Source organism: Thermostichus sp. OS-CIW-29, from assembly GCF_054058195.1.
Genome location: NZ_JBSSAB010000011.1, coordinates 52,888 through 73,495, shown reverse-complemented (window position 1 = coordinate 73,495; position 20,608 = coordinate 52,888). Strand labels below are relative to the sequence as shown.

The following is a 20,608-nucleotide window of genomic DNA, read 5'->3' as shown; positions in this document are numbered from 1 at the left end:
GTACTTGAAGGCTTGAAGTCGTTGCACCGCTCAATCGTATTCTTGACCTATGCGTGATGACAACGATATAGGCTACGGTTCGCGCTATCCTTCCCTGCCCTGAAGGACGGGGCTTGCCGCGCCTTTTGGTCAGTCGGTGTTTTCGTTGCTCACAAAGGCCGACCCATTGGCCTGGGGTTCGGGCGATTCCAGCGCGTATTTGAGCGCATGCCAGGCCAGGTTGGCGCATTTGATGCGCACTGGAAATTGGGCTACCCCTTTCATGGCGTTCAAAGCCCGTTGCTCCCGCGGGAACTCTTCGCCACCGCGCATCATGGCTTGGAAGCGCTCCACCAACTGCAGAGCTTCGGGGATGGTGCGCCCCCGCACCGCATCCGCCATGAGATCGGCAGAAGCCAGGGCAATGGCACAGCCTGCCCCCTCGAATTTGATATCGACAATCCGCTCCTGGCTGGGATCCAGTTGTAAGGTGAGGTCGATGGTGTCGCCACAGGAGGGGTTGTGGCCACGTTGGTGGCGGTGGACGGGATCCACTCTGCCGAAGTTGTGGGGCTTTTTGTACCGCTCCAGAATGACTTGCTGATAGAGTCCGCGCAGGTTATCTAGAGGCATTGTTGCTCCTGGTTGGTCGCTGCTCTGGCCGGTCGGCAAAAGTCGATCCGCTCATAGCCCATTGCCGCCGGGAATAGCCATAGTTCTCAGATATTCAGGATTTGGGAAGCGAGCCCGACCTGGCCCATCTGGTTTTGATCTTAACCCCGTTCTTGGTAGAGCTTGAGTCAGTAGAAAAACTCCTGCCAGCGCAGGGGCTTAAGTTTGCGCATGTACAGCCAATCAAAAAAGTTCTTCAGCACCGTGGCTGCATAGCCGCGCCAGACCAGCCTGCCTTTCTCAGCAACGGCAACGCGGTTCCCCACCGTTACACAAACAAAAACCGTGGCCTGCGGTCGGTAGGGGATCAGAGGTTGGCCGCGGATGAGCCGCAGCAGGTTTTGGGCTGCAATTGGCCCCTGGCGCACCGCGTACACGCCGATCTTGGGCAAGAGGCGGGATCCCCAAACAAAGTCAGCGCAGTCCCCCACCGCCAAGATGTGCTCTGAGCCTTGCACCCGCAGGTATTTGTCCACGAGCAGGGCTCCCGTCGGCCCTGTTGGCAAGCCGCAGGTGCTCAACCAGCTCGGCACCTGGAAGCCACCTGCCCACAGGCGGGTCTGAGCTATCAACTCGGTGCCATCCGAGAGCCACACGTGCTCCGGCCCAAAGGCTTTCACCTGACATCCGGCCCAGATTTCCACCCCCAGACGGCGGATTTCCCTTTCCACCGCCCGGCGGAAGGGTTCCGAGAAGCCCTCGACCAGATGGGCCTGGCGATGGATCAAGATCAGCCGGGCTTGAGCTAAGGGGATCCCTGTTTCTGCGCTCATTTCCCGGCAAAGATCGTAGAGTTCCCCCATCAGCTCTGTGCCGGTACAGCCTCCTCCCGCTACCACAAAGGTCAGCAGGCCCGGCGTCCGATCCCCCTGGGCTGCCCGTTGCCAGCACTGCCGGATCCAGGTTTGGGCGGCCACCAATTGTTCTGCCGGTCGAATGGTAAAGGCATGTTGGATCCCATCGATGGGGCGCAACTCCCGGCCCACATTCACCAACAGATAGTCGTAGGCCAGAGTTTGGATCCCGGCTTCACTCTCCAGGGTCAGGGTTCGAGCTTCGGGTTGGATGTGGGTGACTCGCCCCGGCAAAAACTGGGCGCCGTTGGCTTGAATATGCTCCAGCAAAGGGATCCGCACCAGCTCTAGAGAAAACCGACCACTCAGCAGCCGCGTGGACATGCCTGAATTAACACTGTAGGGATAGGGGTTGATGGCGATCACCCGTGCCTGCCCTTTGAGCGCCCGCAAGGCGTCGATGGCTCCATAGCCACATCCGGCCAAGATCACAGTGGGCAGGGATCCCCTCATGGCTGGAGCGGGAACCGCTGGGGATCCCCGGCCGCCCATTCCAGGATGGAACCGGAATAGCTTTTGGCCTGCCGGCCCACGTGGGTTAAAACCACCGTGACCCAAGCGGAGCGAACCCCAGCTGTGCAGTAGGCAATGATCTCGGCTTCTGGAGGGATCCCGGCTTTTTGCAGGCGGGCGTGAATTTCATCGGGCGGCAATAGGGATCCCGCCGCATCCATCAGCTCCTTGTAGTAGAGATGCACAGCGCCGGGGATGTGTCCACCGCGCGCCTCACCATAGGGGGTGGCTCCCTTGTATTCTTGGGCTTCGCGACTGTCGAGGATGGCCACACGGTCGGAGCCAAGGCTGGCCCGCAGAGTGTCCCGGTCGATCTCCCACCGGTCGGTTCGCCGCACTACAAAGTCGCCCCGTTGCGGTTCGTCGGCGCTTTGTCGGGTTGTGGTCAGCACTCCCTCCTTCACCAGGGCCGGATAGCCCCCGTCTACCATGACTGCCTGGGGATGACCCAAGCTGCGCAACATCCAAACGATCCAGCCATCTTCTCCCCAACCCCGCAGCGGATCGGCCACCACCACCACCGGACGCCCCTGAAACACGCCAAGGCCCTGCAGCTTTTCGGTGAGAAGGGCATCATCTGCCAACAGCTTGCCGCTGTTGGCAGCCTCTGGTTGAGTAAACTCCGTCCAGTTCACCGGAATTGAACCCTTCAGGATCCCGTCGGCTTGCAATTCCGCACTGCGTGCATCCAGAAGCGTTGCCCCTTGTTGGATGAGCTGGATGGCGGTTGCAGGGCTGACCACCCAACCTGGCGTTGGTGTCATGGGTTGAGAGAACCTTAACTGGAAGATCCTATCCCACCTTACGGGACGAGTAGGCCGGTATGGGCCTCTTCCATCTGTTTGGAGAGAAGCCGTTGCAGGCTCACTCTGGCTTCGGAGAAGTTGGGAGCGATTTCCAAAGCCGAGCGAAAGTGTTCAATGGCCTGCTCCAGCTTGCCTTGGCGGGCAAGGATGGATCCCAGACGATAGTGAGCTGCTCCATAGCTGCCATTGCTGCGAATGGCCCGTCGATAGCTGGCCTCCGCCGAGGTTAGATCCCCCTTGATGCGCGCCACTTCGCCCAGGCCAAAGTGAGCTTCCGGCAACTCTGAATCTCCTTGGAGGGCCTGTTCAAACTGCTGCATAGCCTGCTGCAACTGTTGGGGCTGGATGAACTTGCGCCCAGAGGCATCCCGTTGTTTGGGCCCCAAGTAGGCTAGGCCAGTGGCGGCCATCGCTGCGTGCAGATCGGGGGCTAGCTCCAAAGCCCGCCGGTAGTTCTTGATGGCTTCGCTGTATTGCTCTTGGCCTGCCAACACCAGGCCCAAGCCGTAGTAGGCGCGAGCCTGCTGTCTTTTGAACTGGCCATTGAAGATCACCTGGCTGAACTCCTGGCTGGCTTGAGCCAGATGGCCTGCATGTACCATTGCCAAACCCAGATCCACCCGCACAGCGGCTGCCAACTCAGGAGCGAGATCCAGGTTGAGAGCAGTTCGGAAGGCTGCGATTGCCGCTTTTAGCTGTCCTTTGCGCATCAGCGCTTGTCCCATCACAGCGTGGGCCAGGCCCAGGCGATCATTCAACTCCAAAGCAGCCCAACAGGAATCGATGGCCTCGTCCCATTGCCCCAGCTTGAGGCGAATTTGAGCAATGCAGAGATGAGCCTCGCTGAAGTGGGGATCCAGCCCCAGGGCCTTTTGTTGCTGGGCCAACGCTTCTGCCCAGTTGCCCTTCTCTGCCCAGGCTTGGCCGAGCAGGCTATAGATCTCAGCTTGGGCGGATCCCTGGGTGAGGGGGAATGCTTCGGGTAAGTGGGCCAGAACTTCATCCGGCTGATGCTGGGCCAGCCACTGCCGTGCTAGAGCCTTCAGGGTTTCCACCAGGTGGGTGTTGATGCCGCTCCAGTTCGGGTTCAGGTGTTTGGCCTGTTGGTAGTGGCTCAATGCCTCCTGCAGTCGGTTGGTTTTTGCCAACAGATGGGCCAGTTCAATGTGGGCCTCGACATGATTCGGCTGTTGCCGCACAGCCTCCTGAAACCGCTCCACTGCCTCAGGAATTGGATTAGCCTGTAAAAAGGACAGCCCTTCTGTAAAGGAATCCTGGGATCCCTCCCGCTCAAAGGTGTTGATGGCACGCCGGCCTTGCCAACCCAGCCAGCCCCCCCCTGCAGCCAAGATCAACAGCGGGATCCCCAGCCCCAGCGATCTGGCTCGGGCAGGAACATCGGCTTGCCCAAAAGAGCGCACCACCAACCCAGCCCCCAGCAGGAGAGACAAAGCCAGAGCTCCCCCCAAGAAGGGCCTTAGAGCAGGCCTGTGCAACCATTGATTGTGCAACCATTGATCAAGTGTCGGAAAGTTGGCCAGAACGTCGATAGGAGAACTGGGGCGAGCAGTTGTAGGCAGAGGGGTCGGGATCCCGTCTTGGGAAGGGGCATGGCCAACCGAGGCCTGGCTTGGAGCCGCTTCTGGCCAGCGCTCTTTCTGAATTTTGGGAACCGGTGCCCCCAGAGTTTTAACTTTGCGAAAATCGGAGTTGTGGTCGGGATCCACAACAGGTTTTTGGGCCTCCAGCACCTTGATCTCAGAAATCTTGGTGCCCGGTAATACAATCTGCGTGGCATCGGCACTGCTTTCCCCAGAGGACAAGTAGAAGACTTTTTTCCACTGCGGCTGTGTTTCCCCCTGAAGCCGACCGTACACCACCAGTTGGCTAACTCCCTGCACAGGCAAGCCCCCCAATTGGCTGGCAACTCGATGCAACACCATAGAGCGGCTAAACATCCCCTGCTGTGGGAGATCCACCATGAGGTAAAGGACATCTTGCTTCAGGGCCGAACGGGTTGGCAGGGGGGCCAGGGCCTTCTGCAGAGCCTTGATCAGAGTTTCCACGCTGCGAGCAGCAGATGAGCCAGCCATAAAGTTAGAGTTCGCAAAGTTAAGTTAGAGAGTGAAAAAATGGTCTTGTAACAACTCCAATCCAAGAGAGATCCACTTCTCTCGGCAAAAACGAGTACCCCCTCGCCAGAAGTCCAGGCCTCTGACCTCATCTTGCTGCCTCATTGTGCTCAATCTGCCGGAGTCCGTCAATATACTGAAAGAGCCTGTTACAAACGGGGCTGCCGGCCCATTCTGGGACGGAAGAGGTGGGTGTGGTCAGGGCTGTAGAGCCGCGAGCGGGCAGATCTGGAGCTTGACAAGCCTTTCAAGGCAGGGCTGACGAGATAGAGCACTGTGCGTTCTAAGCCGGCTTGCCGGGTGAGGGCGGCCATCTCGGCCAGGGATCCCAGCCAGATCTGTTCGTCCGGCCAACCCAAGCGATAACAAACGGCAACCGGGGTATCGGCGGGGTAGTGAGCCAGCAGATCTGCCTGCGCTTGTTCTACGTGGCGGGCGCTCAGATATAGACACAAAGAGGCGCGGTGGGCTGCCAGACTGGCCAGGGCTTCTGCTTCCGGTACCTGGGTGCGACCGCTGGCGCGGGTGAGGATAATCGTCTGTACCAACTTGGGTATGGTCAACTCCACCTGCAAACGGGCGGCTGCCAATTGAAAGGCGCTTACTCCCGGCACGATCTCAAAAGGGATCCCTGCCTCCGCCAGCCGGATCAGCAGCTCGTGCAGAGCGCCGTAAAGGCAGGGATCCCCATCCTGCAGCCGCACCACCCGCAGCCCCGCCTTGACCCGTTCCACAATTTGCGGCAGCAGCGTTTCCAGCGTGAAGGAGCGGGTGTCAATGGCCTCAACCCCAGGGCGACAATGGGCCAGCACTCCCTCTGGCACCAAAGAACCTGTGTAGAACACTACATCGGCTTCCGCCAGCAACCTTTGCCCCCGCAGGGTAATCAGCTCCGGATCCCCGGGGCCAGCCCCGACAATGTAGACAGGCCACGACGTCGGTTCGCGCATTTGCTTGCTTCCTACCCCTTCAAGGGCCTCTTTGAAGATCCCTTTTCCAAAGTCTTTTCAAACTGGATTCCAAGGGAACTTATCTGGAGGCTCAAGCATGCAAGATCACGACAGGCACTCGCATCCCATCTTAAGGTACGTTCGGAAAGACTATTATCCCTACGTTGTTTTACCCCAGCCGATTGCTCTCCTCCTGAGGGGGCCAGATCTCCCACCTTGCCCGCTGGAGCCGGAGCCGCCACAGATGCCTGCCCGTCCGCTGGAGCCGGAGCCGCCACAGATGCCGGAGCGCCCAACGGAACGTAAACTACCCGGCCCTGACTGCTTCGCAGTACAGGGCGGGCTTTCGGTAGCCCTGCAGTTGGCAAGCCAACCACGGGCCTCTAGGCTGGTTTACGACAGCCCCAAGCTTGGCAATCATGTTGGCCCCATTCCAGTCCGCATCCCCTTCCCATCCACAGTGCCCACACTTGAACTGCTTCCCACTGCGATAGGATTGCGTAGGATCGGGATGGACGTGCAAACACCGGTGGCAGGTCTGCGACGTGTAGGCAGGCGGCACCAGAATCAAGGTAACCCCTGCACGCAGAGCCTTGTATTCCAGAAACTGCCTCAGCTGGTAGAACGCCCAACTGTTGGCCCTGCGCCGTTCAGCTTTGCTGCGTGGCTGTTGATTGACCCTTTCCCGGATCCCTGTCAAGTCTTCCAGAGCAATAGCGCTGTTGGTAGCTTTTGCCCTAGAGACAATAGCTTTGGAGATGCGATGATTGACCCACGCCTGAAAGCGTCTCTCCTTGCCAGACAGCCGTTGCAACAGTTCTCTGCATCTGCGCCGCGAACTGCGTGTGCCCTTACTGGCTTTGCGTTGGAGCGCCGCTCTCAATCGGGAGTAGTGGTCGCGGACTCTGCTCAACTGCTGTCCATTCCAGTTGTCCCCCTCTGACGTATGGGCAATATCCGTCCTCCCAAAGTCCACCCCGATCACCTTGTCGGTATCTTGTTGCTTGGGTGGCTTTTTCTCTACGCAAATCTGGATGTAGTAGGAGCCATCTTTGCGCTTGACCAGGGTGGCAGATTTGGGGTTGGAACCAGCCAGCATCCCACGCTGGTAGTTGCCAATGGCCAGTTCAAAGCGTTCTCTCCCTTCCACCGTGGTCAGCGACACCGTCCAGTCTTTTTGACGGAACGAAAAGATGCGAGCGTCGTAGGTAACAAAGCCGCTCTTAAACTCCTTGACGGGACGCTTTTTCTGCTTAGCCACTTTGCGGGAACCCGCTACCCGTCTGCACACCTGTTGGTCGCGTAAGCGGGACGTAGTCCTTGCCAAGTTACTGGACAAGCCAAACCGGGCTCGAATCTCGTAGTAGCAAAGGGATTGCAGTTTGACCGCGTTGACGATCTTCTCCGGCGTGTTCTGGTTGACCCAATTCAAGGCTTGGCCAAAAGCCTCCATCGTCGCGTCCAATTTGGCGGCTTGCGACGGGGACACCTTGAGCTTGCAGGATATGGTCAGGACTTGGCTCATAAGTTCATTGTACTTCATCAAAGCGCATTCCTCCCGGCAGTGACCCTACGGGTACAGTGCGGGGCTCCTGCGATTTCTAGCTGATATCGCAATGCAGGTATCTAGAGATGGAAAAAGATCACTCGTTTTACTCATTGACATTGAAATTGATGAGCCATGGTTTCTTGAAGGTAATCTGTGTAGGCCAGCCCATACTGTGAATGATCCTAAGCAAAGTAAGCGTGATGCTTATCTAGCGGATAGAGGCTGGGTTGTAGTTCGGTTCTCAGAACGGCAAGTTTATGAAGAAAGTGAAAAGTGCATTAATCTCATCTTTTGCTTAGTTTCAGGTGTCTTGGGTGCATTAGATTCTAAACAGCCAGAATTATCATTTTCATTTCCAACGGACCACAAGAGATGGGGTGATCAAAGTGCTCTTAGTGAACCTAGATTTCCTCCTTCCTACTTTTAATTCCCAAGGTTGAGACTGGCCCTACCGGGATTGAATTGAGCTAACGCGCTGGTCCGAGACGCTGCTGCAGGATTTGTTCGGCCAGCAACACATCCAGGGGGGTGGTTAGCTTCAGATTGGATTCCTCCCCTTCGACGATGTAGACTGGCCAACCCAGCTTCTCGAATAGGGCTGCATCATCGGTTACCTGCCAACCCTGGGCCAGAGCCTCCCGATGGGCTTGCCATAGCATTGACAGGCGAAACCCCTGCGGCGTTTGCGCTGCCCACAGCCGGCTGCGTTCTGGGGTTGACTGAATTCGGATCCCTTTTGGGCCTGCCTCAGCGACTTTAATCGTGTCCTTGACAGGGATCCCCGCGATGAGACCATCCACCTGCTGCAAAGCAGCACTACAGCGATCGAACAACTTAGGGGTAGCTAGGCAGCGGGCCCCATCGTGGATCAACACCCGCTCTACTGTTCCCAGGTTATAGAGATACTCAACCCCCCTGTAAACCGACTCCTGCCGCGTCGCCCCCCCTTGTAAAAGCTGCACCGGCGTGGACAGATCCATTGCCGCCAGGATCTGCTCGATGGCCGGCCAATCGCCGGGTTGGGAGAGAATGCCAATCCACTCGATGGAGCTGGCCTGATCCGCAGCCTGCAACGTCCAAGCCAAAATCGGCTGACCCAAGAGCGGCAGCAACAGCTTATTGACCGCAGCCCCCATTCGCTTGCCGCTGCCAGCCGCCGGGATCAGAAGGTGCATGGGATCCAAAAGTGCATCCAACCGGATCCCAGTGTACTGCTTGAGGTCAACAAGCCATAAAAGAGAGGGCCAGCCCTGACCCTCCCTTTTGATGCTCATTTGATGCTCAGTTCAGCAATGCTCCGATCCGGCAACCCCAGGTCAGACCGAGCACAACGGCTCAAGATTGCTCCGAATCGGTGGCAGCAGTAACGAAGTCGGGGTAGGCCACGTTGCCATGCTCGCCCACATCCAAACCGGCGATCTCTTCCTCGGCGCTGGTGCGCAGGCCGGTTACAGCCTTGAGGATATAGAACAGGATCAAGCAGGTAATAAAGGGCCAGAGGAAGTAGGCCAGAGCGCCCACCACTTGTACCCCAAATTGGGCCCAGGTGACCTCTTCAGCATAGTTGGCATTGGCAAAGAAGGGGATCCCTGCTGCCAACACCCCCCAGATACCACAGGTGCCGTGTACCGAAATCGCGCCCACCGGGTCATCAATTTTCAGCACCGTATCCAGGATCACCACCGAAATCACCACCAGAATCCCGGCCACCGAGCCGATGATCAGAGCACCCAAAGGATGGACGCTATCGCAAGGGGCAGTGATCCCCACCAAGCCGGCCAGGACACCGTTGGCGGCAAAGGTCATATCCGGCTTGCCAAAATGAACCCAAGAGGTGAACATCGCCCCAATTGCTCCAGCCGAAGCTGCCAGCAGCGTATTCATGGCAATCCAGCCAATATCGACAGAGGCTGCAGTGGTGGAACCGGCATTAAACCCGATCCAGCCCAAGGCGAGGATAAACACCCCCAACATCCCCAGCGGCAGGTTGTGGCCGGGAATAGCCCGCGGTTCTCCATTAGGGCCGTACTTGCCAATGCGAGGGCCGAGCACAATGGCGCCTGCCAAGGCCGCAGCGCCGCCTACCAAATGCACCACCCCCGACCCGGCGTAGTCGATGTAGCCCAGATTTTCCAGCCAGCCGGCTGTGCCGCCGTTGTAGTCGCCGAACAGCCCGTTCCAGGCCCAACCCCCAGAGATGGGGTAGATTAGCCCAGAAATAACGATGGAGTAGATCAAGTAGGCCAAGAACTTGGTGCGCTCTGCCATGGCTCCGGAAACAATGGTGGCGGCGGTAGCGGCAAACACCATCTGGAAAACAAAGAAGGTGAAAGGCCAGCCGTCTGCCTCGTAAGCCTGCTGCCAGCCAAAAGCAAACCAGTCAGTGCCGAAGAAGCCAGCACTTTTGCCGAACATGAGGCCAAACCCAATGAACCAGAAGGCGCAACAGCCCATGCAGAAGTCCATCAAGTTCTTCATCATGATGTTGGCGGCATTCTTGGCGCGGGTAAAGCCCGTCTCCACCATGGCGAACCCCGCCTGCATGAAGAACACCAAGGCTGCTGCCACGATCGTCCAAACAATGTCAGCGTGTTTCTGAACTTCCTCGGCCTCTTGAGCAAAGGCAGTTCCCTGGCCGAATAGAAAGACCAGCGCAGCCATTAGAGCAGCAGTCAGACTCCACCTGGCCGGTCGCCAGAGCCACTGGGGCACCTGGCTCTTGAGCTTTTGGATCATTGTTGTACTCATGCTTTTCGACTCACCTAAAGGGACAGTACTTCTCAAAAGACGTTACCCGGAAAGTGGGGCAAGAACACCTCATCAGAGATACAGCAAAAGAGACATGCAGCAAACCCCCACAAGGCTCAGGACGGGTAGCCCAAACCCCAAAGATCCCTCCTTACAGGGCATCTTGGTTGAGTTCGCCAGTGCGGATGCGGATGGTTTTTTCGACGGGGCTGATGAAAATCTTGCCGTCCCCAATTTCGCCGGTGCGAGCCGCTGCAATCAGCTTCTCCACCACCGTATCCACCAGGTCATCTTCGACCACGATCTCCACTTTCAGCTTTTGTAGGAACTCTACCGTGTACTCGGATCCCCGGTAACGCTCGGTTTGTCCCTTTTGCCGGCCAAAACCCCGTACTTCACTTACGGTCATGCCGACAATCCCGGCATTGACCAAAGCAATTTTGACCTCATCCAACTTAAATGGCCGGATCACGGCCTCGATTTTTTTCATCTGCCTCCTGCACCCTGAACAGTTCCGCTAATTTCTAACACTACCAACACCTGTGAATTGTAAAAACGGATACATTTTTTATCTCCTACTGAAGATGCTTACCACTCTGGGTTGGCTCCCGTCAAGACTGGAAGGTCAAGCTTAAGCTACCCTAACGGGAGGAAGCCTCCGATGGGGTCTCACCAACATCCACGGGCGGCTGAGGGCTAAGAGAGGCCAAGCTGGCTGTAATGAGCGCTACCGCAAGCCACCACAGCATTTGTACCTGTGGACGATACCAGATGGTATCCACCAAGCCGTGGACCATCATGCCGGTGCAAGCGGCCAAGCCCGCTGCCACCCACAGACCCTGGGGATCCCGCAAGTTGAGCAAAGTTTTCCAGCATCTCCAGCCGTGATCCCAGAGCACCAAGAGGAACCAGGCGAAAGTTAAAGATCCGATGAAGCCAGTCTCTACGGTGAGCTGCAGCGGCACCGAATAGGCTCCAAGGGCGCTGAAGTTGCCTCGTTGGTAAAGGGGATAGACGCGGTTAAAGGCAACATTACCGGGGCCGATCCCCAAGATGGGAAAGTCGCGGATCATCTCCAGCACCGCCGCCCAGACATTGAGGCGAAAGTTGTTGCTGGTATCCAACCGCCCCCAAAAAAGGCTCTGCACCCGCAGCCGCAGGGAGCGTACCGTCAGGATCCCGAGCAACAGAGCAGCCCCCCCTCCGCCCAACAGGGCCGGCAAGGCCCAACGCCGCCAGCGGGCTGGCAAATCGACAGAATGCCACTGTGCCAACAGCACGGCCATCAGGGTGAGCGTGGCCAGCCCCCCAATCCAGGCGCCACGACTGTAGGTGAGCAACAGGCAAATCAGGTTCACCGCCGTCGTAAACCCGGCCAGGAGTTTCGCCCCCCAACTGGGCCAAATCCAAGTGGCGGCCAGCCCCAGGGGAATGACCGGGATCAAGTAGCCCCCATACAGATTTGGATTGCGCAGATAGCTGTACACCCGCGTCAGACCCGCCAAACCCGACTCCGGATCCACCCAGGTGGCCAGTTCCGCTGCCCCATATAAGTATTGCCGCAGGCCATGGATCCCCATCACCAAGCTGACCAAAAGCAGGGATCCAACGATCCCATCTCGGAATTGGGGTTTGCGCAGCAGACGATGCAACAACAGATAACCAGCCAGGTAGAGAGTCAACTTCAGCCAGCCATCCCGTGCTGCGTAGGCAACCGGAGAGAGAATCGTTGCCAAGGTGGCAATTCCCCAGAAAAGGCCCAGGGGCAGATGCAGCGGCAGCCCAATCGGCATTTCCACCAAAGCGCACAGGCCCACCAGAGCAGCCATAGCCAGCAAAATCAGGCCCAGGATGCCGGTGGAGCTTTGTGCAGAGAAAATCCAGTAGAGCAGCACTAGCCCCAGGCCAATCCGGTCGGAAGTTTGAACCAATATGCTGCTCTTCCCCCAACTTTGCAGGGATCCCAACAGGCGGCCCAAAAGGCTCCCCTGCTGCCAAGCCTTGATGGGAAAGTCGCGCAGCAGAAAACCCTGCCACAGTTGCGTTGCTCGTTCCATAATCCTCTGGGGCGTGTTGGGCCCAAATCCCCACACCTCAAGTCATCCTACTGGTTTCACCAGCGGGACAAAGCTTTAGTCTATATCCCCAGAGGCAAGGAGACAACGAAGAAGAGCGCAACTTCTTATCGCGCCAGCCGGACAAAGTACCCCTCAACAAAAACAAAGAACCGGCTGACTCACAAGACTCTACAAGACAAAAGGCATCGAAGAGTTATCAAAGTTGGGTTTTCAATCTTAAGAACAAGTCTCTGTAAAAAGCAAAGAAGAACAGCAGGAAAAACTACAAAAAGCTCTATCTCAATCTTCAATCAAATGTTGGATTGCCGCAATCGAAGATCTCCTGACCTACCGCAGACCAATTCTCAAAAGATTCTTCAGGCAACACAGGCTAACACTTGACCTTGAGATCCTCTTTCACCTTCGGCATTAGGAGAAGGGATTTGATCGCCTAAGCGGGATCCAGACCAACCTTCCTTGGCTCTAACTGCGTTCTGGGAATTGGAGTTGGAATAGTGAATCTGGACACGAGCGGGACGGCCCAGACCCAGGGCGGATCCCATGCAACGGGCTAAGATTTGCACCTTAAACTCAAACTCGCCAATGCCATCCATAATCTTTAACCCTGCAGTCTCTGCTCCTAATTCAACTGTAGGAGAAGGTCTACGAAACCTCTTCAGTGGGAATACAGAACTTTTTGAGCTGCGGAGACTTCTGGATTATGAAAGTTATGTAAAGATGCCTTTGTTTTCGCCAGACAGGGCGAGTACTTGACCTATTCTTAAACAACTTGAGTCAAGCTGGGCTCGGTATCTTCACTTGGACTGACTCCCTCCACCAAGCTGAGCAGGGATCCCAGCCAAATCGCTTAGACAAGGTGAGCTGACCTACGCAAAATGGAGGAAGTAGGGGAAAAACATCTCGTAAATCACTCGGTCGAAGCGTGCCCGTTTACCTGTACTGGGGAGATGACACCTATCGCCTGATGCAGGCGGTGCAGCAGTTGCGGGATCAAGTGCTGGATCCCCACTGGGCAGCTTTTAACTACGATCGCCTGCCGCCGGAATCCACGGTTGCCGGGCTCAACCAAGCCATGACCCCGCCGCTGGGATCCAACGCCCGCTTGGTTTGGCTGGAAGAGACAACACTCACCCAACATTGCCCGGAAGATCTGTGGGAAGAAGTGGAGCGAACCTTGGCCCAGTTACCCCCTACCACCCATCTGCTCTTGACCACCAGCAATAAACCCGATGGGCGCCTGAAATCCACCAAAATCCTCAAGAAAACGGCCATTGTCCGCGAGTTTTCCCAACTGGCCCCTTGGGATGAGGAGGGTATTCTCCAGCAGGTGCAGCGGGAAGCTGAACAACGGGATCTGGCCCTCAGCCCGGCAGCCGCCCAGAAATTGGCCGAGGCGGTGGGCAATGACTCCCGTCGCTTGGCGATGGAATTGGAAAAGCTGGCCCTGTTTACGGCAGGCCAACAGGATCCCATTTCTCCTGAACAAGTCGAGGCGTTAGTTCCCGCCAGCGCCTACAACAGCTTTCAATTGGCGGGATCCCTGCGCAAAGGGAATCTGGAACAAGCCCTACGCATCTTGACCCATCTGCTGGATCACAACGAGCCGGCCCTGAGGATTCTGGCGGTGTTGGTAGGCCAATTTCGCACCTGGCTATGGGTGCGGCTGCTGCTGGATCAGGGAGAACGGGATCCCAAAGTCATCGCCCAGAAAGCAGAAATCGGGAATCCCAATCGGGTTTACTTTCTGCAAAAAGAGGTGGGATCCCTGAAGACCACAGCTTTACTGAAAGCAATGCAGCAGCTTTTGCAATTGGAATACAACCTCAAGCAAGGACAGCCGGAACGAGATGCCTTTCAAGAAGCGCTGATCCAAATCGTGGCTATATTGGGTGAAGGCCGAGCTCAGAGCAAGTAGAGCAGAATAAACAGCACAACCCAAACCCCATCCACAAAGTGCCAGTAGATCTCGGCAGCTTCGACGCCAAAATGATGTTGGGCGCTGTAGTGGCCGGGTTTAAAGGAGCGCCAGAGCACTGCCAGAATAAACAGCAACCCTGCCATCACGTGGAGACCATGAAACCCCGTTAAAACATAGAAGGTGCTGGCAAACAAATTGGTGGTGAGGCCAAACTCCAGGTTGCTGTACTCATAGAGTTGCCCTGCCAGGAAAACCGCCCCCATCAGCGCTGTGAGGGCAAACCACAGCCGCAGACCCCTGACATCATCGGCCTTGATGGCCGACCCAGCTTTGTGAATGACGAAGCTGCTGGAGAGCAAAATCACCGTGTTGATCCCAGGCAAAAGCAATTCCCGCTCTGGGGTTCCCTCCGGCGGCCACACCGGGGCGGTGAGGCTATAGGCCAGGTAGGCCATGAACAGCCCTAGGAAAAGACAGCCTTCTGCCACCAAAAACATCAAGATGCCAAAGACGCGATGATCTGGGTGCTCAGCATGGGCAGTGTGGGCCCTTGAGTGGCCAACCATCAGCGTTTCAGAGGCAAGGGATCCTTGCATATTCCTTTCCACCTAAATTCCTGAATTCCTGAGACTTCTTGAGGCTGTACAAGCAGCCCAGCCAAGACTGGAATACCCAGTGAGCAGGGGATCAGCAGCCCACCGGGCATCCGGCCTGCTAAGAAGAAGTAGGCTCCGCTTCCGCCAGTGCCAGCTCCCGCAAGCTCTGCAACTGAGCAGCAAAGTAGTCCAGCGTCTCCTTGCTGTGCAAGCCGTAGTCGTAGGGGCCAGTTAGCAGAATGGGATCCCCATAAAAGTTGTGATGGGGCGGCGGCGAAGCAGTCGTCCACTCCAGGGTGAGAGCCTGCCAGGGGTTGTCTCCCGCCTTGGGCCCGGCCACCCAGGAGTAGATGGCGTTAACCAAAAAGGGCAGGGTGGAAATGGCCAGAACAAAGGCCCCCACCGAGCTGATCCAGTTGAGGTCGGCAAATTGGGGATCGTACTGGGCCACCCGGCGGGGCATCCCCATCAGGCCCAGCTTGTGCATCGGCAAGAAGCACATGTTAAAGCCGACAAAGGTCAACACAAAGTGCACCCGCCCCCAAAACTCGTTCAGCAGCCGCCCCGTCATCTTGGGGAACCAGTGGTAGATGCCGGCATAGATCCCAAAGACGCTGCCGCCAAACAACACATAGTGCAGGTGGGCTACCACAAAGTAGGTGTCGTGAACGTGGATATCCAGAGGCACCGAGGCGAGGATAATCCCGCTCAAGCCGCCGATCACAAACATCGAGACAAAACCCATGCCAAACAGCATGGCCGAGCGGAAGTGGATTTTGCCGCCCCACAAAGTGGCCAGCCAGCTAAACACCTTGATCCCAGTGGGAACGGCAATGGCCATGGTGGCGATCATGAAGAACACCCGCATCCAGTCAGGGGTGCCACTGGTGAACATGTGGTGAGCCCAGACGATCAACCCCAAAAAGCAGATGGCCAAGCTGGAGTAGGCGATGGCCTTGTAGGCAAAGATGGGCTTGCGGGCATGCACCGGCAAAATCTCCGAGATCATGCCAAAGACCGGCAAGATCATGATGTACACCGCCGGGTGGGAGTAGAACCAGAACATGTGCTGGTACACCACCGGATCCCCGCCGCCGCTGGGGTTGAAAAAGGCCGTACCCGCCAACAGGTCAAAGCTAAGCAAAATCAATGCACCGGCCAGAACCGGTGTTGCAATGAGGGTAAGAATAGATGCTGCCAGCATGGCCCAGCAAAACAGCGGCATGTCTTCCATCTTCATGCCGGGCATGCGCATCTTCAGAATGGTGGTGATGAAGTTAACCGCCGCCAGGATGGAAGAGGTTCCTGCCAACAAAATGCTCAGGATCCAGAGTTCTTCCCCCACTTTGCCGCTGATCAAGCTGAGGGGCGGGTAGGAAGTCCAGCCGGCAGCCGGAGCCTCTATGAACAGGCTGGCCAAAAGCAGGATCCCTGTGGGCGGAACCAGCCAAAAGGCCACTGCATTCAGCTTGGGGAAGGCCATATCCCGCGCCCCGATCATCAGCGGTACCAGGTAGTTGCCAAAGCCCCCCACCAAAGCAGGCACGATCCACAAAAAGATCATGATCGTGGCGTGCAGGGTAAAGGCACCGTTGTACCGCTCAAAGCCGAGAAAGTCGGCCTCTGGAGTAGCCAGCTCTGCCCGTACTGCCGTCGCCAGCGCCCCTCCCACCAAGTAGAAGAAAAAGGTGGTCACCAAGTACTGGATCCCGATTACCTTGTGATCGGTGGAAAAAGTAAAGAAGCGCCACCAAGGCTCAGCAGGAAGTTCAAGTTCAACCTTCGGTGCAGCAACAAGTCTTGGGCTGTCTTGCAGCTGGGTCATTGCACAAAAGCTCCTATATCGCGTTGGCAGAATGTTGTTTCCACAAGCGCAGGCCAAAGGGGCGTCAGGGATCCCGGCTAGCCTGCGGAAGGAAGGGATCCAGAATGGGACTGGAGAGACTTCAAATCTGAGGGGGAGACGCCCAAACGCTGGTGGTGGACATGGGCAAAGGCAGACTCGGCCTCAGGGGAGCCTGGCCGAGGAGAGGGATGGACTGGCGAGAAATCTGAAACGAGGGCCAAGGTGCTGCCCTCGCCACGGGCGGCCAAAACTTGCTCCTGCTGCCAGCGCTCGAAGTCTTCCGGCGTATCCACAAACAATTGCCCTGCCATCACCCCATGATAGGGGCCGCACAGCTCTGCGCAGATGATGGGGTACTGCCCCAGTTGAGTGGGCACAAACTCCAGGTGGGTTTCTCGGCCAGGGATGACATCCTGCTTCAGGCGAAATTGCGGTACCCAGAAGGCATGGTTCACATCCAGAGCCGTCATATCCAAGCGCACCCGCTTGTTTAGAGGAAGGTGCAGCTCGCTGGCCACCAGGCCGGAATCCGGGTAGGTGAACATCCAAGCATATTGCATGCCCTGCACTTGGACGACCAGATCCGGCTGGCCCATTTCCTTCCCGGGTAGCACTACAGGGGTATAAGCGTAGCCGGGATCCCCCGCCTCAGCTTCGTGGGAAGACTCCATCGCCATGGTCGCGGCCATGGTCGCGTGGATATGGCCGCCGACATGAGCACCCCCGTAAACAGCTTGATAGACATCTAGGCTGGCCAAGCCCAACCAAAGAATGATCACCGCCGGCACCGCCGTCCACACGATCTCCAGCAGCACATTGCCATGGCTGGGATCCCCGTCGCCTTTGTCGCCTCGCCGCTTGCGGTAGCGGACAATACAGTAGAGAAGTACACCCTGTACCACCAAAAAGATCCCTGTGGCAATGGTTATGGTGCTGTTAAAGAGGCTGTCGAACAAGGGGGCTGATTCGGCAGCAGATTCGGGAAGCAGATGGTGGTTTTGCCCGTACCAAAGGCTGGCAAGGGTCAGGAGGATCCCCATAGCCACCAAGATGATGTTGCTCAGCGCACTCACGACTGCTTTTCCCCAATACAAAGAGCGTCCATCCTAGCAGATAATCTGCTCACAGCGTCTGCAAACTACCTTGCTCAACTTAATCCGTCGTTTTTTACTGTTGCCGTTTTTTATTTTTGTTTGCATTGTTTACGGAGTTTACAAAGTTTTCCGATTGTAGAGTCTGCTTCGCTGCGCACGGCTTCTCCACTAGTATCAGATAGTAGTCTGCGGGAGAGAGAAACCCTGCAGGCTTATGGATCTCTTCAGGATCTTTCAGGGTGAGCAGTGACGAGACAGAGCTTTGGTTCCGAGATTTTCGGCAGACCTGCGCAAGGGCGGTACTGCACTGAAGGCTGGCTCTGGTTGAGGGTCATCTCTCCAAGCTGAGATTTTTGCTGGCTGTAGACTGAGGTAGGGTGGGATAACCCCGCAATTGGGCTGGTTTGGACAGGTTTTCTCTCTTTAATCTCTGCTTCTGTTTAATCTCTGCTTCGCTTTCCCCAATGTCTTCTCCCCATTCACTGGCGACCTTGCTATCTGATCCAGGGGATCCCTTGCCGATCCAGACTCCATCAACGGTCTCGGAATTGGCCGGAATCTTAAAGGAGTGCCAAGGGCGGAAAGTGCTGCCGCTGGGGCAGGGGAGCAAGTGGGGCTGGGCCCACTCTGTGGAGCCGGTGGATCTGGTTCTCAGCACACGTGGCTTACGCCGGCTCATCGACCATGCAGCCGCCGATCTCACCGTTACGGTGGAAGCCGGTATGACTTTGGCGGAACTGCAACCCATTTTGGCGGAGCGAGGGCAATGGTGGCCGGTGGATCCCCTCTATCCGGATCGGGCTACCCTGGGGGGCATTATTGCCACTGCCGATACAGGTTCTCTGCGCTGGCGTTACGGCGGGATCCGCGACTTGCTGCTGGGCATAGCCTGGGTGCGGGCGGATGGGGAAGTGGCCAAAGCGGGCGGGCGGGTTGTCAAGAATGTTGCCGGCTATGACCTGATGAAGCTGTTCACCGGATCCTTGGGCAGCCTAGGAATTTTGACCCAGGTGAGCCTACGGCTTTACCCGTTGCCGGCAGCTCAGTCTGCTTTGCTGGCTACAGGATCCCTGCCGGAGCTGGAGGTTTTGTGTCGGCAGGTGCTGACCGGCCCCGTTAACCCTGTGGGGGTGGATCTCTGGCTGAGGGCAGAGGGATCCCAAGTTTGGCTCAGCTTTCACGGCTCGGAGCGGGCGATTGCCCAACAGATGGCCCAAACGCGGCGGCTGGCCCCTGCAGGGCTGACTTTGCAGGAAGTGAATCCCGGCTCTCTGCCCCTGCCTCAACCCGGCTCAGGAGCAGTGCTGGCCAAGTTCGGGTGCCTGCCCAATCAGAGCCTGGCAACATTGGAGCAGTTTCAAACCCTATTCCCTGGAGCTCAGGTGCAACTGCACCGAGGCTGTGGGCTAGGACGGGCTTGGCTGGTTCAGCCAGAAGTGGGATCCCTAATGCAACTGCAACGCTACCTCAAGTCCGCAGGCGGATTTCTCCTGCTTCTGGAGGCGCCGCCGGCTCTGAAGAGGGCTCTTGCCCATGACTTTGGCCCGGTTGCCAGCCTAATGCGCAAGCTGAAGCAGCACTTCGACCCCGCCGGCACCTTTAGCCCCAGCTTGATATAAACATCGCCCTCGCCACCGCTGCTTCCTCGGGATCCCTCTGGCCAAACGTCTTGTTCCGGTGCATGATAGATCTATAAGAAATTGAAACATTTCTTAACATCATTTCTCAGTATCTCAGCGTCAAAGCTAAGAGAGGGATCAGCATGAGCATCGAGTGGCAACGGATACTCCGCGTTGGGGTGGGCTTTTGCCTTGGGCTGTTGATTGCGGTGGGCGGGGGATCCCTGACCTGGGCGCAACCTGCCCTGCCGGTGGTGCCGATGGAGTTGCCCCAGCCGCCTGTGCCGGTCTTGGACTTAGCGGATCAGTTGACCAGCAATCAGGAAGCTCAACTGGCCCAGCATCTGAACAAGTTAGAGCAAGACACCGGCTGGAAGCTGCGGGTGCTGACTCAGTTCGACCAAACACCGGGTCGTCAGGTGAAGGAATACTGGGGCTTGAATGAGCGCAGCGTTCTGATGGTGGCGGATCCCAGGGGGGGCAACTTACTGGCGTTTAATGTGGGGGATGCTGTGCGCGAGATCTTGCCACGTACCTTTTGGATTGAGCTGCAATCTCGCTTTGGCAACCAATTCTATGTGCGGGAGCACGGCACCCACCGCGCCATCTTAGAGACCGTTGATGTCTTGGATCGCTGCTTTCATCAGGGGGGCTGCCGTGTGGTGCCCGGCCTGCCTCAAGAGCAGTGGATCCTGACGCTGGTGACCTCGATTTTGGGGGGGATTGTCCTTGGGTTTGCCGGCAAGCCCCGCCATGCGGAGGAGCTGTTTAACTGGCGTTGGGCCTTGCTCATTTCTCCCCTGTGGTTCATTTTGTTCGGGGCTTTCGGTATCGGCCCGGTGGTCACACGTACTCAGGATTGGATCCCGGTCTTGCGCAACGTCTTGGGGTTTCTGGCAGGGGCTTTGGTGATCTACCTAGCTCCCATTGCTCGCCCGGCAGTGGATCAGCAGTAGCTGACTCGTGAAGTCGGCTGGGCGTCCTTCCCTGCGAGCCCCAGTTCGCAGGGGACAAATGCTAGAATCGGTGAGCAGAAATTGCTGGTGTAGCTCAGTTGGTAGAGCACTCGACTTGTAATCGAGCGGTCGTCAGTTCGAATCTGACCATCAGCTTCTGGTGCCATGGAACTTGGCTCTGCTGTCTCCTCTCGCTGAAGCCGAACTCAGCTTCTACACTGGTGGTTAGATTGGCATTAGCGGGATCCCTGGGTCTTGTTGACAGGAGGCCAAGGCCGATCCCTGCTCAGTTTGGCAT

17 protein-coding genes and 1 tRNA gene are annotated in these 20,608 nt (G+C 57.1%); 5 read left to right on the top strand and 13 right to left on the bottom strand.

Translation table 11 applies throughout. From position 1 onward, the window contains the following. Window positions 1-129 precede the first annotated feature (129 nt). The 6 genes from sufU to ACVWZJ_RS06015 form a co-directional block, all read right to left on the bottom strand. On the bottom strand, window positions 130-612 hold the full coding sequence (gene sufU, locus ACVWZJ_RS06040) for a Fe-S cluster assembly sulfur transfer protein SufU (protein WP_011434254.1): 483 nt from the start codon (window positions 610-612) through the stop codon (window positions 130-132). A 167-nt stretch (window positions 613-779) separates the two neighbouring features. Beyond that, window positions 780-1,958, bottom strand: coding sequence for an NAD(P)/FAD-dependent oxidoreductase (locus tag ACVWZJ_RS06035; protein WP_457395292.1), 1,179 nt, complete (start codon window positions 1,956-1,958; stop codon window positions 780-782). Then, the gene (locus ACVWZJ_RS06030) at window positions 1,955-2,782 is read right to left on the bottom strand and encodes a sulfurtransferase (protein ID WP_457395289.1); all 828 of its coding nucleotides are present in this window, start codon (window positions 2,780-2,782) and stop codon (window positions 1,955-1,957) included. Before ACVWZJ_RS06030 ends, ACVWZJ_RS06035 begins: the two co-directional genes overlap by 4 nt. A 38-nt stretch (window positions 2,783-2,820) precedes the next feature. Next, window positions 2,821-4,917: a tetratricopeptide repeat protein gene (locus ACVWZJ_RS06025; RefSeq protein ID WP_457395286.1), complete on the bottom strand. Its 2,097-nt coding sequence runs from the start codon at window positions 4,915-4,917 to the stop codon at window positions 2,821-2,823. A gap of 188 nt (window positions 4,918-5,105) precedes the next feature. After that, entirely contained in the window at window positions 5,106-5,906 is an 801-nt protein-coding gene (cobM, locus tag ACVWZJ_RS06020) for a precorrin-4 C(11)-methyltransferase (RefSeq protein WP_457387315.1), read from the bottom strand. Between the two features lie 307 nt (window positions 5,907-6,213). After that, window positions 6,214-7,431: an RNA-guided endonuclease InsQ/TnpB family protein gene (locus tag ACVWZJ_RS06015; RefSeq protein ID WP_457395283.1), complete on the bottom strand. Its 1,218-nt coding sequence runs from the start codon at window positions 7,429-7,431 to the stop codon at window positions 6,214-6,216. Window positions 7,432-7,522: 91 nt separating this feature from the next. On the opposite strand from ACVWZJ_RS06015, the gene ACVWZJ_RS06010 reads away from it, so the two are divergent. Next, entirely contained in the window at window positions 7,523-7,882 is a 360-nt protein-coding gene (locus ACVWZJ_RS06010; RefSeq protein WP_457387314.1) for a DUF559 domain-containing protein, read from the top strand. Window positions 7,883-7,922: 40 nt separating this feature from the next. On the opposite strand, the gene ispD is transcribed toward ACVWZJ_RS06010, so the two are convergent. From ispD to ACVWZJ_RS05990, 4 genes are all read right to left on the bottom strand, one after another. Beyond that, window positions 7,923-8,630 carry a 2-C-methyl-D-erythritol 4-phosphate cytidylyltransferase gene (gene ispD, locus ACVWZJ_RS06005; protein WP_457395280.1) on the bottom strand — a complete coding sequence of 236 codons (708 nt, stop codon included), beginning with the start codon at window positions 8,628-8,630 and terminating at the stop codon, window positions 7,923-7,925. Between the two features lie 160 nt (window positions 8,631-8,790). Continuing rightward, window positions 8,791-10,203 (bottom strand): ammonium transporter, encoded by a 1,413-nt coding sequence (locus ACVWZJ_RS06000; protein ID WP_457395277.1) that lies wholly within the window; start codon window positions 10,201-10,203, stop codon window positions 8,791-8,793. Between the two features lie 151 nt (window positions 10,204-10,354). Continuing rightward, on the bottom strand, window positions 10,355-10,693 hold the full coding sequence (locus ACVWZJ_RS05995) for a P-II family nitrogen regulator (protein ID WP_011430352.1): 339 nt from the start codon (window positions 10,691-10,693) through the stop codon (window positions 10,355-10,357). A 151-nt stretch (window positions 10,694-10,844) separates the two neighbouring features. Beyond that, window positions 10,845-12,260, bottom strand: coding sequence for an IctB family putative bicarbonate transporter (locus ACVWZJ_RS05990; RefSeq protein ID WP_457395274.1), 1,416 nt, complete (start codon window positions 12,258-12,260; stop codon window positions 10,845-10,847). Between the two features lie 943 nt (window positions 12,261-13,203). Here ACVWZJ_RS05990 and holA point away from each other — a divergent pair. Then, complete coding sequence (gene holA, locus ACVWZJ_RS05985; RefSeq protein WP_457395271.1) at window positions 13,204-14,196, top strand: DNA polymerase III subunit delta; 993 nt, start codon at window positions 13,204-13,206, stop codon at window positions 14,194-14,196. Here holA and ACVWZJ_RS05980 read toward each other — a convergent pair. The 3 genes from ACVWZJ_RS05980 to ACVWZJ_RS05970 form a co-directional block, all read right to left on the bottom strand. After that, complete coding sequence (locus ACVWZJ_RS05980) at window positions 14,184-14,795, bottom strand: cytochrome c oxidase subunit 3 (RefSeq protein ID WP_414351249.1); 612 nt, start codon at window positions 14,793-14,795, stop codon at window positions 14,184-14,186. The two genes, holA and ACVWZJ_RS05980, sit on opposite strands and share 13 nt — an antisense overlap. Before the next feature lie 118 nt (window positions 14,796-14,913). Continuing rightward, window positions 14,914-16,620, bottom strand: coding sequence for a cytochrome c oxidase subunit I (gene ctaD / locus ACVWZJ_RS05975; RefSeq protein WP_457395268.1), 1,707 nt, complete (start codon window positions 16,618-16,620; stop codon window positions 14,914-14,916). Between the two features lie 77 nt (window positions 16,621-16,697). Further along, window positions 16,698-17,714 carry a cytochrome c oxidase subunit II gene (locus tag ACVWZJ_RS05970; protein WP_457395265.1) on the bottom strand — a complete coding sequence of 339 codons (1,017 nt, stop codon included), beginning with the start codon at window positions 17,712-17,714 and terminating at the stop codon, window positions 16,698-16,700. Window positions 17,715-18,226: 512 nt separating this feature from the next. Between ACVWZJ_RS05970 and ACVWZJ_RS05965 the strand changes: the two genes are divergently transcribed. The 3 genes from ACVWZJ_RS05965 to ACVWZJ_RS05955 all read left to right on the top strand — a co-directional run bounded on the left by ACVWZJ_RS05965 (window position 18,227) and on the right by ACVWZJ_RS05955 (window position 20,466). Continuing rightward, window positions 18,227-19,354 carry an FAD-binding oxidoreductase gene (locus ACVWZJ_RS05965; RefSeq protein ID WP_457395262.1) on the top strand — a complete coding sequence of 376 codons (1,128 nt, stop codon included), beginning with the start codon at window positions 18,227-18,229 and terminating at the stop codon, window positions 19,352-19,354. Window positions 19,355-19,497: 143 nt separating this feature from the next. Next, window positions 19,498-20,310 carry a TPM domain-containing protein gene (locus ACVWZJ_RS05960; RefSeq protein ID WP_457395259.1) on the top strand — a complete coding sequence of 271 codons (813 nt, stop codon included), beginning with the start codon at window positions 19,498-19,500 and terminating at the stop codon, window positions 20,308-20,310. An 83-nt stretch (window positions 20,311-20,393) separates the two neighbouring features. Then, window positions 20,394-20,466 (top strand) — tRNA-Thr (locus ACVWZJ_RS05955). Window positions 20,467-20,608 lie beyond the last annotated feature (142 nt).